At 56.0% G+C, this 14821-nt stretch carries 13 protein-coding genes; all 13 read right to left on the bottom strand.

Translation table 11 applies throughout. The features are described 5' to 3' along the window. Positions 1 to 61 precede the first annotated feature (61 nt). On the bottom strand, positions 62 to 289 hold the full coding sequence (locus tag NG653_RS12460; protein WP_252742043.1) for a hypothetical protein: 228 nt from the start codon (positions 287 to 289) through the stop codon (positions 62 to 64). Then, complete coding sequence (locus NG653_RS12455; protein WP_252742042.1) at positions 289 to 825, bottom strand: DUF420 domain-containing protein; 537 nt, start codon at positions 823 to 825, stop codon at positions 289 to 291. Before NG653_RS12455 ends, NG653_RS12460 begins: the two co-directional genes overlap by 1 nt. Then, positions 815 to 1555 carry an SCO family protein gene (locus NG653_RS12450; protein WP_252742041.1) on the bottom strand — a complete coding sequence of 247 codons (741 nt, stop codon included), beginning with the start codon at positions 1553 to 1555 and terminating at the stop codon, positions 815 to 817. Before NG653_RS12450 ends, NG653_RS12455 begins: the two co-directional genes overlap by 11 nt. 48 nt (positions 1556 to 1603) lie before the next feature. Next, positions 1604 to 2227: a hypothetical protein gene (locus tag NG653_RS12445; RefSeq protein WP_252742040.1), complete on the bottom strand. Its 624-nt coding sequence runs from the start codon at positions 2225 to 2227 to the stop codon at positions 1604 to 1606. A gap of 67 nt (positions 2228 to 2294) precedes the next feature. Then, positions 2295 to 2678, bottom strand: a complete 384-nt coding sequence (locus NG653_RS12440; RefSeq protein ID WP_252742039.1) for a cytochrome C oxidase subunit IV family protein — start codon at positions 2676 to 2678, stop codon at positions 2295 to 2297. 30 nt (positions 2679 to 2708) lie between these two features. After that, positions 2709 to 3683, bottom strand: a complete 975-nt coding sequence (locus tag NG653_RS12435; protein WP_252742038.1) for a cytochrome c oxidase subunit 3 — start codon at positions 3681 to 3683, stop codon at positions 2709 to 2711. 95 nt (positions 3684 to 3778) lie between these two features. Further along, on the bottom strand, positions 3779 to 4366 hold the full coding sequence (locus NG653_RS12430; RefSeq protein WP_252742037.1) for a cytochrome c oxidase subunit 3: 588 nt from the start codon (positions 4364 to 4366) through the stop codon (positions 3779 to 3781). Next, positions 4363 to 5265 carry a heme o synthase gene (gene cyoE, locus NG653_RS12425; protein WP_252742036.1) on the bottom strand — a complete coding sequence of 301 codons (903 nt, stop codon included), beginning with the start codon at positions 5263 to 5265 and terminating at the stop codon, positions 4363 to 4365. The genes NG653_RS12430 and cyoE overlap by 4 nt, the downstream gene beginning before the upstream one ends. Before the next feature lie 175 nt (positions 5266 to 5440). After that, entirely contained in the window at positions 5441 to 6145 is a 705-nt protein-coding gene (locus NG653_RS12420) for an energy transducer TonB (protein ID WP_252742035.1), read from the bottom strand. A 53-nt stretch (positions 6146 to 6198) separates the two neighbouring features. Beyond that, positions 6199 to 6600, bottom strand: a complete 402-nt coding sequence (locus tag NG653_RS12415) for a VanZ family protein (RefSeq protein WP_252742034.1) — start codon at positions 6598 to 6600, stop codon at positions 6199 to 6201. Continuing rightward, positions 6593 to 6973, bottom strand: coding sequence for a glycine cleavage system protein GcvH (gene gcvH / locus NG653_RS12410; RefSeq protein ID WP_252742033.1), 381 nt, complete (start codon positions 6971 to 6973; stop codon positions 6593 to 6595). The genes NG653_RS12415 and gcvH overlap by 8 nt, the downstream gene beginning before the upstream one ends. A gap of 82 nt (positions 6974 to 7055) precedes the next feature. Then, a complete protein-coding gene (gene sov / locus NG653_RS12405) occupies positions 7056 to 14234 on the bottom strand; it encodes a T9SS outer membrane translocon Sov/SprA (RefSeq protein ID WP_370281138.1) in 7179 nt (2392 codons plus the stop codon). A 5-nt stretch (positions 14235 to 14239) separates the two neighbouring features. After that, positions 14240 to 14821: a Holliday junction branch migration protein RuvA gene (ruvA, locus tag NG653_RS12400; protein WP_252742032.1), complete on the bottom strand. Its 582-nt coding sequence runs from the start codon at positions 14819 to 14821 to the stop codon at positions 14240 to 14242.

The raw sequence follows: 14821 nt of genomic DNA, 5'->3' as shown, positions 1-14821 counted from the left end.
CTAATAGACGGCGAAAACGCCTGTTTGTTACAGTTTCCCCCTATAAAAAAGTGGGAACGCCTTAAGACTTTACCTTTCGGTAAACGATGAAGATCAGCACCCCGACCAACAGGTACGGGATGGCCATAAGGTATACGATACCATTGTTGATCCCCTCTGCCACGGCATCGTCGCCATTGCTTTCCAGCACGGCCCGGCACATGGCGCACTGGGCCTCCAGGCTCTGGAGCGGAGCCAGCAGGACTGCAAAGACTGCAAAAAACAGGAGGGGGGTTTTCTTCAGGCGCATCAATACGGGTAATAAGGTGAGATCATCAGGTAGACCAGTACCCCGGTAACGGCCACGTACAGCCATACGGGAAAGGTGATCCGGGCAAGTTTCCGGTGTCCGGCGTAGTCGCCCAGGTAAGCTTTGGCATAGGTGCGCAGCACCAGGGGGATTACGGCAATGGAAAGGAGGATGTGGCTGACCAGCAGGGCGTAATACAGGTACCGTATCAAGCCTTCGCCCCCGAAAGGGGTGGAATCAGACGTCATGTGGTAGGCCACGTACATGATGAGGAATAGCAGGGAAAGGCCGATGCAGGTCGTCATCAGCCGGCTGTGCAGCCGTTGCCTCCCCCCTTTGATCGCCCAGAGGGCGACCAGCAGCAGCAGGGCAGTCAGCCCGTTGATTCCGGCATAAATCGGGGGCAGGAACCCCAAAGGTTCGACCCCCGGGATGCGGATCCCAAACAGCAGGGCCACCACCACGGGGATGGCAATGGAGGTAATGGCAATCCAGCGGTTAAAGCGCTTTTCCCGCTCGCGTAGCTTATTTTCCATCAGGCGGCGTTAACAGGTTGCGAATGTCTTGTTTCAAAAGGCTGATCTGCTCGGTTTCCCCTTGAGGGTTGGCCCCATCTTCCTCGGGAATCGCCCCCCGGTAATAGATGATGGGGTTCCCGAATTCGTCTTTGCGGCAGCGAAGGTAACCTTCCTGGTCCACCAGGGCAAAAAGGCCGGAATGTTCAAACCCACCCGGGGCGTCGGCCATTTCCTGCGCATAGATATTGAACCCGGCATTGGCCAGTTCGTAAATCGTTTCCGCATCCCCGGTGAGCAGGTGCCAGTCCATGTCGGTGATCCCGTGCCGCTCGGCATACTGCTTAAGGACCCCGGGGGTGTCGTATTGCGGGTTTATGGTAAAGGACGCGACCCCAAAATCCTCAAATTCCCGGAATTCTTCCTGGAGTTGGACCAGGTTTTTGGTCATGACCGGGCAAATGCTCGGGCAGGTGGTAAAGAAAAACTCAACCACATAGACCTTCCCAAGGTAATCGCGGTCGGTGACCAGCAGGCTGTCCTGGTTGAGCAGCGCAAAAGGTGGTACCTTTCGCCTTTCCCCGTCGAAATAGAGGTACGACAGGGGTTCCTTTGCCGGATCACGGCTGATGCGGTCGTGTTCCACCACGCTTCCCTGCCGGAGCCGGTCGGCAATACGGGGGACGAAGATAATCCCGAATACCAGCACCACGAGGGCCACCCAGATATATTTGTATTTTCCCTTATTCAAGGCATCGTCATTTTTCTACACTTTCCCGGGGCCTACCCCGGGGTAAATTTACCGGTCGGCCCGGTTTTTCTTAAGGGCCATCCGGTATTCCGCCAGGATGATTTTTACATCATCTTTCATTTTATTGTTCAGGTCGGCCACGGAGGTGGCGTCGAAGCCGTATTTGGTCCCTTCGTCCTCATCGGAGTCCCTTCCCCTCAGCCGCCGCTCCTTGTCTATGATGAACACATAAGGGGTCGACAGGGAGGCATCAAGGGCCAGGTCGGTTTGCAGGCTGGAAAACAACCCCTGCACCTGCTCCGGGGTGCCGGAGACAAACCGCCAGTTCCGGATATCGGTAAAGGTGGCCAGTTCGCTGCGCAGTTCCTCCACGGCCGCTTCAGAACCCGGGGCCACTACCATGATCACCTGAAAATCCGTGAATTCGTAAAAGGGCTTGTAGATTTTCTGGTTCAGGTTAAAGACATTGCCCTTCTTCGACCCGGGGTCGGTACCCAGAAAGCCAAGGATGCTGATCCGGCCATCCAACCGGGCATCGCCAAAACCTTCCAGATCCCCCACCTGGGCGGTAAGCACGGGAAGTTTCCCGAAACGGTTCACCCCGGAGGCAAAGAAAAGGTATACCACCAGGGGCAGGACGAAAAGGACGGTTAAGACGAAGGTCTTTTTCATAGCGTGCGCGCCAGGCAAAAATAAAAAAGACGGCCTCAAAACCGTCTTTACATACTGTTAATTCGGCCTAGAAATCCCATTTCACAAACCCATCCCTGAAGACTGTGTAGATGTAGTCCGCTTCAAAAAGGAGGATAAAGATCAGGTAGCTTACCAGGAAAATGGGGGTCCATACCACTGCCCTTCTCAGGGAGGCTTTTTCGTCCCTGAGGTGCATGAAATCCCAGGCGATGTAATAGGCCTTCACCAGGGTCAGGATGATGAAAATCCAGTTGAGCAGTTTCATGCCCAGAAAGTAATTCCCGGTGAGGATAGCGGGTTTGGTAATCCCCAGGCCCACCTCCACTGCGGTTACGATGGACAGGAAGACCAGTACCCCCCAAATTTTGCGCGTGTTGGAACTGAATTTGACCAGCCCCCTGAAGATTTCCAATTTATGTTCGTGCGCCATGCTGACTAGAATTTATTATATGCGTTGTGATTAAACCAGATAGAAGAAGGTAAATACAAAGACCCATACCAGGTCAACAAAGTGCCAGTACAACCCGACCTTCTCCACCATTTCATAGTGGCCCCGCCTTTCGTAGGTGCCCAGGATTACATTGAAGAAAATAATTACGTTGATCACCACCCCTGAAAACACGTGGAAGCCGTGGAAGCCGGTGATAAAAAAGAAAAAGTCTGCAAAAAGACGACTTCCGTATTCGTTGCGGATCAGGTTGGCCCCTTCCACCACCAGGGTGGCGTCCTTGATCCGCTCCAGGGTCTGTTCGCGGTTCAGGATGGTCTTTTCCCCGTCCTCGTTCAGCTGCTCGGTACGGATCAGGATATTCGGGCTGGACCGCAGCCCCTCCACAACCTCATCAACCGTATACGAGGGGAGGGCCGCTTCCTGGGTAAACCAAATCCCGGTTTTGCGTTCGTGCCGCTCGCGTTCCCCCGGGAGGGTCGCCGCAAATTCGGAAAGGGCAGCGCGCTCGCCGGTTTCGGCATTGACAAATTGCAGGATGCGTCCCCCTTTTGTTTCCACGGCCCCGTAATCGCCACGGATGAAGGTGGCCCATTCCCAGGCCTGGGAGCCCACGAAGATAAGGCCCCCGATGATGGTCAGGAACATGTAGAGGATCACCCGGTTCTTCATCATGCGATGGCCTGCATCCACGGCCAGTACCATGGTTACCGACGACATGATGAGCACAAAGGTCATAAAGGCCACATAGTACATGGGGTAGTTCCCATGGAAAAAGGGAACGTGGGTAAATACCTCATCGGCAATGGGCCAGGTTTCGATGAATTTAAACCGGGAAAAGCCGTAAGAGGCAAGGAACCCCGAAAAAGTAAGGGCATCGGAAACGATGAAAAACCACATCATCAATTTGCCATAGCTGGCCTGCATGGGGCGGTTTCCGCCTCCCCATACCCGCTCTTCCGAACCCGTTGTGACCGTAGTGTCCATATGATCTAGAATGGTATTATGAGAATTTTAGCAAAAATACATTTTTTTGAACGTTACAAAAGCAGAATCCGGGGACATTTCATTTCCCCCCGGACCTACCTGAAAAAATAGAAAAAGAGGATGAGGTAAATCCAAAGCGCATCCAGGAAATGCCAGAAGGTGATCCCCAGCTCCATGCCCAGCATACGTCCCGGGCCATAGCTTCCCCGCACCTGGCGGTAAAGGACCACCAGCAGGGAAATCAGGCCTGCCGCCACGTGCAGGATATGAACGGCTGCGATCAGGAATATATAGGAAAGGGTAATGTTGCTGGTGGGCCCCGTAAAATAATAGCCCAGGGCGATCATTTCCGAAAAGCCCCGGAACTGCGAAATGACAAAGGCGATGCCCAGGACGAGGGTAACGCCGAGCCAAAGGGTCCCCCGGGACTGGGCATTCCGGAACACCGACCGCCTGGCCAGCCAGTAGGTAATGCTGCTGCAGAGGATAATGGCCGTGCTGACCCAGAAAGCGCCGGGCAGCTGGTAATCCTTCAGCCAGTCCTCCCGGGAACTGCTCACAATATACGCGCTGGTCCATCCCGCAAAGCTCATCAGCAGGCTCACGATCCCGAACCAAAGCATCATTTTTTTGGCACGGCTGGTCTTTTCCTCCCGGGGCACTTCGGTCAGTTCTTTGCTCATGACAGGAATTTATCGATAACGTAAACGATTTGTATCAGGCTAATATAGGTCACGCTGCTCAGCATCAGGCTGCGGGCGGATTTCCGGTCGCGCAACTCATAAAGCCGCAGGGCGAACCAGAGCATGACCAGCCCCATCAGGAAGACCAGGACGGCAGCCGGGATGGAGAGGTGGAGCCTGCCTGTAATCCCGAAGACCGGGACGATGGAAATCACGATCATCCAAATGGTGTACATTATGATCTGCACGGCCGTGCCCGTGTCCTTCTTCCCCGTGGGGAGCATCTTGAACCCGCCCCTGCGGTAATCTTCGTCGAGCATCCAACCCAGGGCCCAGAAATGCGGAAACTGCCAGAAGAACTGGATCATAAACAGGGTCCCCGGTTCAATCCCGAATTCCCCTGTGGCCGCCACCCAGCCCAGCATGAAGGGGATGGCCCCCGGGAACGCCCCGGCAAAGACCGCGAGGGGGGTTACCGTTTTCAGGGGGGTATAGACACAGGTATAGAGGAAAATTGACAGCGTACCGAAAAGGGCGGTTTTCGGGTTGAGGAGATAGAGCAACACCACCCCTGCCAGGGTCATGGCTATGGCGATGGCCAGGGCCTGGGCCACCTGGATCCGGCCCGCGGGGATGGGGCGATTCCTGGTGCGGTGCATGAGTGCATCCAGGTCGCGTTCAATGACCTGGTTGAAGGCATTGGAAGCCCCTACCATACAGTACCCCCCTACGGCAAGGAGCAGCAGGGGCATCAGGCGTACCTGTTCGGCTCCCAGGAGGTATCCGGCAAGGGCCGAAAAAACCACGCTGATCGCGAGCCTGGCCTTGGTGATTTCCCTGAAGTCGGAAAAGGCCAGGTGCAGGGGATGTCTGGGTAGGGCACCTGCTGCAGGTTTCATTGAAATTTCTTTGGCCCGCAAAGATACGCTGCAACACCCTACTTTCCAACCTGTCGCTGCGAATTGGCCAGGGGGTGCCTGCAGCCCCCCGTTTAGGGTGCAACCGGGGATAAAAAAACCCCGGTCCCGATAGCTATCGGGACCGGGGTCTTAGTCCTTTTTTCCTGTATCTGCGTTATTGCAGCTTGAAGGTAATCGGGATGCTGAAAGGCACCCTTACGGCCCGTCCGCGTTGCTTTCCGGGGGTCATTTTGGGCAGCTTTTCAATAATGCGGCGCGCTTCGGCCTCGAGGTTTTTATCCGGGCCCCGCAGGCGGATATTTCCGATGGATCCATCCTTCTGGATGGTAAACATCACGGCTACCCGTCCCTGGATCCCCATTTCCTGGGCCATTTCCGGATACCGGAAATTCTTCCGGATGTGTTTCTGCATCATCTCGTTAAAGCAGGCCTTTTTATCACTGGCCCCTTCGCAGCCCGGGAATACAGGTACATCCTCGATGACGGCAAACGGCACCTCGATGTCTTCATCCACGTCTTCAACCACGATATCGTCTACTTCAACGATCTCTTCTTCCTGGCTGGTTTCTGTGGATTCGATCACGGTCTCTTCCACTTCCTCCTCATCTTCCACCACTTCAATAACCTCGGGGGCCGCAGGGGGCGGAGGGGGGGGTGGCGTCTTGATCTGTTCGGTCATCGGGACCTCCTCATCCAGCATATCCTCAACATTCAGGGAGATATCGTAATCAGTGCCCTTGTCATAGGTTTTCCATTCCAGGGCAAACCAAACCAGCCCCATAACCACCGCCAGGCCGAGCACGAAATAAAAACTGCTGTTCCGGCTCAGGTCAGCTTTTGGATTCTTTTTCACTTCCATGATTTCCTTACTTTAATGCCTGCTAATTAACTATTATTTTATCAAAAAAGCAATTATTCCCTCCAATTAAATGTGTTGCTGCTGCCGAACACGAAGGTCATTATCACTCCCCCCAGGAAGATTCCGAGGGTATTTGCCACCAGGTCCCATACTTCAGTACTGCGCTGGAAGCCCATGGCCCCCTGAAGTACCTCAATAACCATACCATAAAAGAACAGGATTGCAGCCATGGTGAGCAGGGAAGGCAGCTGCCTTTTTTTACCCCGGTATTGTTCCCATAAAAAAAGGGAGCCCAGCACCATCCCGGCCAGGTAGAACCCCAGGTGAACCCATTTGTCAAAATACGGGATTTGAGGGCCCTCAAGGCCCATGTCGTGGAGGGGCAAAAGGCTCAGAAGGCCTACTGCAAAGGCCCAGAGGAAAAAGGCGAGGGCAAAAAAGCCCTTCCTAGGCACCCACCAACTCCTTGTAGGCGTCGGCATCCATAAGGGCTTCCAGTTCTGAAGGGTCCGACATCCGAACCCGGATCATCCACCCCTCCCCATACGGGTCTTCATTGACCTTTTCAGGCTCCTCTTCCAACGCCTCGTTAAAGGCTATGATCTCGCCGCTGACGGGCAAAAACAGGTCGGAAACGGTCTTCACGGCCTCCACTGTACCGAAAACCTCCTCCTTATCGAGGGTCTCATCAAGGGTTTCCACTTCCACGTATACGATATCGCCCAGTTCGCCCTGGGCAAAATCCGTGATGCCGATAGTAGCTACATCTCCTTCCACCCGCACCCATTCATGGTCCTTGGTGTACTTCAGTTCGGAGGGTATGTTCATGGTATTCCAGCTTTTGGTAGTAGGGCAAATGTAGCTTTTTCCGACCGGACCCGCCAAAGCCTGTTGATAAAAAAGCCGGGGGCTAGTTGCCGAAATTATACCGGAGGGTAAAGCCGGCATTGATGTTGGTCTGGGGGAAAGCCGTGGAAACGGCAAACTGTGAGAAGGTATGGTCGTAGAAAAACAGGGCATTCAGGTTTTTGGTCAGGGCGTAATCGGCAGTGAATTTGATGGAGAGCAGGTTCTGGCCCGAGGTGATCTGGTTGTTGTCGATGTCGAGGTTGCGGATAATGGTGATGTTATCGCGCAGGCTCAGGTCGGCCTTCAGGTTCAGGTCTCCCTTCAGCCGGGTCCGCTCCCCGCCCAGGTTGGTCACCATCATGACGTCCTTGAAGCGATACCCGAGCCCGAGGGTGTATTCCTTCCCGTTGATCTCGGTGAGCAGGTTGTTGTCGAAGCTCAGGGAAAGTGCCCGGTCGGTGCGCACCTCAGCCAGCACGCTCAGGCTGTTCTGCATTTCGAAATCGACGCGGATCAGTGGGTTGAACTGGTCGTTCAGCACCACGTTGTTGATGATGTTCTCCGGCAACAGGTCCTGGGTTTCCGCTTCTATGGGCGGCTGGCCCGAGGAGAGCAGCTGGTCCCGCTCCAGGTTGGTCTGGAAGGAGTTGATGCTGTAAGCCGCCCGGTATCCGTGGCTCAGGGAAAAGCGCTTGAACTGCTTGCGGAACCACTTGTTCTTCATAAGCCCGGTGTACTTGATGTTCCAGTTCGGGATCGGGATATCCCGGAAGGCATCCAGGTTTACCCGCCCGGCGTCCTGCCCGGTGTAAGCGGCAAAGAAGGCAGGCAGCAAGACATCCTGGCTGGTTTTGCCATAGCGGATCGGGAAGCCGTCCTCGTCCAGCCCTTCGTCAGGGCCACTGCGGTCGGCGAGTAGCCGGTTGGCGATAATGAGGCGGTTCTCCCTGAAGGCGTCAAAGGTGGCGGAATTGAATTCATCGCTCTTGCCGAATACCGTGCCGATCATGAGGGTGGAGATACTGAAGTTGCCAAAAGTGTTGGGGGTAAGCGGCTGGTACTCCCCGTCTTCGATCCGGAAATTCTCCTGCAGGCTGCTGGAAAACTGCCGGTCTGCGATCAGGTCGATCGTCAGCTCGGGTACCGGCAGGGCCGTGGCGGTGATGTTGAGCTGCTTGTTGGTCCGGCGGATGAATTGCTGGTTGAATTCCTGGAAATTCGTAAGCCATCCCTGCCGGGCCGCCTCAAAGCGGATGTCGGACTGGCTCCCGAAGACAAAGCCCAGGGTGGGTTTGGTCGTCCCGATAAACCCAATGGAACGGGTATATCCCGGAAGGACGGTACCGTTGTTTTCGCTGTAATTGACATTAACCCGTTTTACCATGGTCAGGATGTCGATCGCGGTATTGAAGGCCTTTGAGGTCTTTTGTTCCTGCTCCACCGCTTCCCCTCCCCTGGGGTTGCCGGCCTTGTCTGTCCGTGGCGGGGCGATCTGCGCGGCCGGCTTCCCACCCGATTTCTTCAGGCCGAGGCGGTCATAAAGCCGCTGCATGCTGAGCGCCGCCGTAAGGGTATGGGTATTGGCATTCTGCACCGTATTGATGGAAGGAAGGATGAGCTGGTCTTCAGGGACCCCGGGGTTCTGGGCCTTGGCCACAGCCAGGTTAAGGGCATCGCCCCCCCGTTGCCAGTCGAAGTTGCTGGTATAGGTATACTGGGCGTTGATGAAATCGAGGATGGGGATCTTCGAAAGGGGCAATTCGTAGTTCAATTGCATCTGCTGGGTATGCCGGTTGGCCTCCCCCACATTGAAAAAGCCGTCCCATAGGGAAAGGTCCTGCAGGATGTTGGAAAACGGGTTGCCTTCTTCCTCGTAATAATTGCGGACGATGTTGTTGTTGGATGCCGTCAGGTTCACCCTCAGGGATTTGGTAAGGGCGTAATTCAGCGTATACTGCCAATTGAACAGGTAGTTGCGTTGCTGGAGCAGCGGAAGTTGCAGCCGCTCCACCCCCGGCTCCAAAACGTCCCGGAAGCGCTGCTGGCTGAATTGCCGGTTGATGTCCGATTGGAGGGAAATGCTCGTGGGCAGCCAGTTAAAGTTGAAATCCTTAAGCCATTTCCAGTAATCGCCCCGAAACAGGGAATCGTTCTTGGCAAAAGGGGCTACCGAGGAGGATTTGAAATTGTGGTTGTACACCGCCCCTGCCCGGACATTCTGGTCCCGGAGGCTCGCCACTTCAAAATCGCGGTGGTCGGTCTCGTTGTAGGAATAGTTGAAGGTAAAGTTTTCAATATCGAAGAAGTTGGCCTCGGCCTCTTCGCCCCGGTTCTTTCGGACCCCGATCAGGTTTATGCTGGTGCGCTTGGTGTAATCCTCGGCCTGCTCCCGTATGATTTCAGCTTCCTGGGCGGTTGGCGCCGCATCGATGCGGTCCTGCAGCTTCAGGTCGTCGTAGACCGGGTCGAATTCGGGGGTGATCAATTGTTCGGAAACCCCGTAGTTGAATGGCAACTGCACGTTCCATTTCGACGGCAGGAGCTTGCCGAGCTCGACATTGGTGACCACCCCGTAAGCGATGGCATCCTCCCGGAGGCGTTCGTTCGGCATCTGGTCGAGGGACCCAAAACCGGAGGTACTCCGGCTTCCCGTTGCGGATACGTTGGCAAAGTCAGCCATGTTGGCATCGATGGCCGCCACGGCGGCCCAGCCCCCGTTGTTGTCTAGCCCGGCCAGGCGCAATTCATTGAACCATACCTCCGTCCGCAGCGGTACATTGTCGATGTTCTTAACCCCTACCATCATACTGCGGATACTCCCCAGGGAAGGGTTCCCGCGGATTCCGATACGCAATTGCCCGGGTTGGCGGGGGGCAAATTCATCCACGGCCACGGCCTCCCCGTCCACCACCTCGTAGTAGGTAATTTCCCCGAGGGTCTGGTCGGCAATCCCCTGCGATTTCACCTTGTTCAGGTCTGCCAGGGCCACATTGAGCTCGTTGATGGCCGGCCAAACGGTTTCCGGCGTCGAGGCCCCGAATGGCGTAAAGACCAGCGGCACCTCCAGCTGGTAGAAGTTTTCGGAAAAATCGGTCCCGATCCGCAAAAACCCTACCGCCGACTGCCCGTCGATAAACGGGTCGGACTGGACCAGTTTCTCGGCGTGGAGGAACATCCGGATGCGCTCGTACTGCCGCATGTCCATGTTCACATTCTTAAAGACCCCCCTTGCATCCTCGGGTTCCAGGTTTTCCACCACCAGGGAGAGGGACTGTTCGTTCTGGCGGACAATAGTGTTGTTGTTGTTGAGCTGTTCGCGGAAAACCCCGGGGGGAAGCACATACGGGATGGGGATACGGGAATTGTTTTCCTCCACGTTTACGGCATTCACATCCAGGATGGTGGCATCGTCTTCCGGGGGTTCATTGCCCGCCTGGAGGCTGCGGGTGTAAATCCGCCAGTCGCCCCGGACCAGGTCGAGGGTAGCGAACCGAAGCACGACGGGGCCCTGGAAACCCGTCAGGTACATCCGCATGAAACTGATGGATCGGAAATCGGAAATGCCCCCAACCGCCTGGGCAAAATCACTCAGGGGGATCTTGTACTGGATCCACCGGCGGTTGAGCTGGGTGCCATTGGGCAGGTTGGGGGTAACCCCTTCCTTGACGTCGGTCACATAGCGGTCATCCACGGAGATTCCGGGCCGGATGGGGATGCGGTATTCATAGTAGCTGTTCACCGTGTTCATGGTCAGGTCACGGTCCACGTCCTCCACATCGGGCAGGGTGGTGTTCCCGCGGTCGGTTGCCGATACGGCAATGGGGGAGTTACCCTGGGTATTGTTGAAATCGAGGTACCGCTCGAGCACGTCCCCGTCCCGGTTCAGGTAATAGGTGTAGTTGTCCAGGGCAGGGTCCTCCGGGGGGCCGTTGTACCCGGCAGCGGCCTCTGCGGCATCATCCAGGCCGTCAAACCCGATGTCCTGCAGGGATCTATTGGCTTCAGCGGCGTCGAAGGCGTAGACCAGGGCCTGGGTAGACGGCACCTGTCCCCAGGCAGTGGGGGTAACGAGCACATTGGACCCCACCCCGGGAAGGCCATTCTCATATTGCTTCCTCCCGTCGGGAAGGATGTCCTCGCTGATGTTCCCCAGGTTGATGACCAGTTCCCCGGGACTCGTCGCCTGGCCGTCGACATAGGGGTCCAGCACCCAGAACTGAATGAATTCCACATTCGACTGCTCGAAGTTGGTGCTGCTTAAGGAGCGCATGATCCCTCCCCATTTTTCCTGGGGCACCTCGCCCCCAAAGCTGGGGTTGGCGTTGTAGGGCCCTTTCTGGTCCGGATAGTACGCGATGTCGAGGGTATTCTGCACGGTAGTCTGCCCCTGGGCCACATCCACGCTGGGAAAGACCTCATCGATGAAGATCCGGCGGGTTTCGTTAAGGGAGAGGTCGTTGTCGGTGATGCCTGCAGGCCTTTGGTTGGTATAAAATATCGGGTCTATGGTGTACCACGCCATTTTAGCCCTGCCAAAACCGGCTTCAAGGCCCTGCTCCCCCCCGTCGAGGAATTCAAGGGGAGGGCTGGCGAGGGTCCACCCCAGGGACGACCGGATATCGATCAGGGCCTGGGCCCCTTCAAAATCGTCGAGATAGGTCGTGGTTTCCCCCAGGAAATCGGCATTCCGGGGGGAGTTGGGCTTCAGGAAAGCCACTTCGCCCCGCACCGACACATTCGAGGGGACGTCGGTATCCACGTTGGGGAGCATATTCGCCAGGCGGGTAAGGAAGGGGACTTCAGTGGAAAAATTTCCATTCAGCCCGAAGATGGTATTGTTCACCGGTTCCACGCCAAAATTGGCTTTCTGAGTCAGTGGCCGCTCGTTCAGGTTCAGAAGGGTGGCGCCCAGAACGAATTTCTCATTCACCTGGTGTTCGACGTTTACCCCGGTAAACCTCCGCGTCTGCTGCCCGAAGACCGCATTGTTTTCCACCGATATATTGATGGGTACATTGGAAGCCTGCAGGCTGGGGTCAAGGATCTGGACGGTCCCGGCCTGGTAGTTGACGGTGTAGTCGATGCCCTCCTGCAACTGCCGGCCCCCGGCAGTGACCCTTACCGAACCCTGGGGCACGTTGAAGGCCCCGATGGGAATGCCCCCGCCACTTTGCGATTTGTACCGCCCCTTGATCCGAAAGCGGTTTTTTTCAGCGTCCTGGAGGGAGGCCGCCTTGGTCTGCACGTACATATTGCGGAACACGTACTTCTGCTGGTTGGGGTTATACCCCTGGTCGCCCGGCACGTCGTAGGTACCCCCGCCAAGCAGGTCGAAGAGGAATTCCCCGAAAGGCTCCACCTTGGTGAAGATAATGAGGCCGTTCTGCGGGTTTACCGTAATGCCCGGGACGTAATCGAAAAACCCGTCCCCCCCGGGTTGCACGTCGTTGTAGATATTGAGCCGGTCGAAGTTGAAGGCATCGAGCAGGATGCGCTCCTGTAAAGGCCTGGGGGTACTGGGCCATCCCTGGTTGGGGTCTACCGGGGTGATATAGTTCCGGGGGGTGGGGTCGTTGTAAAGGATGTTCATCCGGAAGTCTTCCTGGCTCAGCTGGAAAGCCCCCGTGGCGTAGATGTTTTTCATCATCAGGTCCCAGATGGGGTCCTGCACATTGGTGATGTTGCTCTTCAGGAGCTTCAGCACCAGGGTATTGTTGCTGACCTGCGGCTGTACCCCGGGGGCAACCGTGGTGGCATCCACCCCGCCATTGGCAAACTCCCCCACCTGGAAGACTTCCCCATTGAACGTATACTGGAAGGCCACGGCCAGGACTTCGTCATTGCTTAGGCGTTGGTTGAGGGAAATGTACCCGAGTTGGGAATCGAAGGAATAATCCCTTCCGATTTCCAGCTTGCGGGCGTTTTCCAGGATGGCATAGTCAAAGCCTTCATTGGCTACATACCCCCCGGGGATCTGGAAGCCTGAAGCCACCGTGGCGATATCCCTGATAGCCGGGGTGAGCACCCCTCCCCCGCCGATCAGGGCAGGGTCGTAGTCGTTGGCCCCGTTACGGGGGAGTTCCGGGTTCGGGCCCGCCGGGTTGAAAAAGTCCCCCGGGGCCCCGCCGGCCCTTCCGATGCGGGTCAGGTCGGGAGCAGTCTCCCCCAAGTCCTGGATGGCCACGATATTCCTCACGTTCAGGGTCTGCTGGCTGCGGTTGGTCACCCAGACCTCCAGACGGGTGAGTTGTACCTGGCTCCGGATGAACGGGTAATCCTCCAGGGCCTGGTCATAGCGGTCTCGAAAGTACTGGGCCAGGAAGAAGTGGCGGTCCTCGTCGTAATCCAGGGCAGTGAGCTCAAATTCATTCAGGGTACCCCCGCCCTGGGCGACCACAGTATTGTTCTGGGAGCGCTGCTCGGAGAACACGGCAGTAACGGTGGTCTTCCCGAACTGCAGCTGGGTCTTCACCCCGAAGAGGCTTTGGGCGCCGGTAATCAGCGAACTGTTCAGGGGCATGTTCACGTTTCCCACCTCGATCTTGCGGATGATGTCGTCTTCAGTGGGGGTATAATCGAGCTTGATAAGGTTCTGGAAGTCGAAGGTGGCCTCGGTGTCATACTGGGCCGTGACCTGCAGGCGCTCCCCGATCTTCCCGAGCATGCTCAGGCTGATGCGCTGGTCGAAATCAAAAGCCAGGTTGGTGCGGTTCCGGGGGGACAGGGCCGGGTTATCGTTTTTTTGCCAGATGACCCCGAGGTCCATGGCCACAGAACCCTGTGGGATCACTTCAATGCTGTTGCCCCCGAAGATGGTTTCAAAAAAGCCGCTGTTTACATAGAAGTTGGGCAGCAGGTTTTTCCGGGCTTCCTCGCTTCCTTCCTTTTTTCCGGAAAAGGCGTCTATTTTCTCCTTAAAGTACGACTTGATCTCCGTCTTGCGGATGAGTTCTAGGTACTGCTCGGGGGTCAGGATGACCGGATAGGAAATATCGTAATCCCCAACGGTTTCCGTGTAGATATACCGGTCCAGCTTTGGATCATAGGTATACTTGGAAACAATGCTTTCCGGGTTCTCCATACGCAGCCTTCCCAGGGAAATCCCGGTCTTGACGGAATCGGGCCCGGCAGTTGCTGGTTCCTGTGCCCGGGCCACCCAAAGGGGCCCCAGGAGCAGGAAGGTCAGGAAGAAAAACGGTTTGCAAAAGGATCTTGAACTTTTAGATGCCCCTGTTTTCAAACGTTTTACAAATTTTGAAGCGCACTCTTTATAATACCCTCTACGCTTGTGGAGGAATCCTGGCGCAATACCTCGTCCACAGCCTTTTCGGCGGGCTTTCTGGCAAAACCAAGAACCTCTAAAGCAGATAACGCTTCTTCCCTTTTTGTATTGTCCGTTTTTGGGGAAACTTCATCCAGATCATAGATTTTCAAAATCTTGTCTTTCAGGTCCAGGATCACCCTTTGGGCAGTTTTGGCACCGATGCCCTTGACGGCCTGAATGGCCCTGACATCTGCAGTGGCAATGGCGTCCCGAACCTCGGCCGGCGCCATGGATGAAAGCATGGTCCGGGCGGTGCTGGCCCCAACGCCCGATACCGAGAGCAGCAACCGGAAAATTTCCCGTTCTGCCGGGGTTGAAAACCCGTAGAGCGTGTGGGCGTCTTCCCGAATCTGCAGGTGGGTAAACAGGCGCACCTGTTCCCCCTGCGGGAGGGAGGAATAGGTGTTCAGGGAAATATGGACCTGGTACCCCACGCCCCCGCATTCGATGACCACATGGGTCGGATATTTTTCTACCAGTCTTCCGCTGAGGTGGTTGATCAT

Source organism: Robiginitalea marina (assembly GCF_024006985.1).
GTDB classification, from domain to species: domain Bacteria; phylum Bacteroidota; class Bacteroidia; order Flavobacteriales; family Flavobacteriaceae; genus Robiginitalea; species Robiginitalea marina.
The sequence above is the reverse complement of the archived record's forward strand: the minus strand, read 5'-3'. Positions and strand labels throughout refer to the sequence as shown.

What these genes read in the sequence shown, in the direction of transcription:
- NG653_RS12460 (WP_252742043.1), bottom strand. Translation starts at nt 289, where the DNA reads ATGCGCCTGAAGAAAACCCCCCTCCTGTTTTTTGCAGTCTTTGCAGTC.
- NG653_RS12455 (WP_252742042.1), bottom strand. Translation starts at nt 825, where the DNA reads ATGGAAAATAAGCTACGCGAGCGGGAAAAGCGCTTTAACCGCTGGATT.
- NG653_RS12445 (WP_252742040.1), bottom strand. Translation starts at nt 2,227, where the DNA reads ATGAAAAAGACCTTCGTCTTAACCGTCCTTTTCGTCCTGCCCCTGGTG.
- NG653_RS12440 (WP_252742039.1), bottom strand. Translation starts at nt 2,678, where the DNA reads ATGGCGCACGAACATAAATTGGAAATCTTCAGGGGGCTGGTCAAATTC.
- NG653_RS12435 (WP_252742038.1), bottom strand. Translation starts at nt 3,683, where the DNA reads ATGGACACTACGGTCACAACGGGTTCGGAAGAGCGGGTATGGGGAGGC.
- NG653_RS12430 (WP_252742037.1), bottom strand. Translation starts at nt 4,366, where the DNA reads ATGAGCAAAGAACTGACCGAAGTGCCCCGGGAGGAAAAGACCAGCCGT.
- cyoE (WP_252742036.1), bottom strand. Translation starts at nt 5,265, where the DNA reads ATGAAACCTGCAGCAGGTGCCCTACCCAGACATCCCCTGCACCTGGCC.
- NG653_RS12420 (WP_252742035.1), bottom strand. Translation starts at nt 6,145, where the DNA reads ATGGAAGTGAAAAAGAATCCAAAAGCTGACCTGAGCCGGAACAGCAGT.
- gcvH (WP_252742033.1), bottom strand. Translation starts at nt 6,973, where the DNA reads ATGAACATACCCTCCGAACTGAAGTACACCAAGGACCATGAATGGGTG.
- ruvA (WP_252742032.1), bottom strand. Translation starts at nt 14,821, where the DNA reads ATGATCAACCACCTCAGCGGAAGACTGGTAGAAAAATATCCGACCCAT.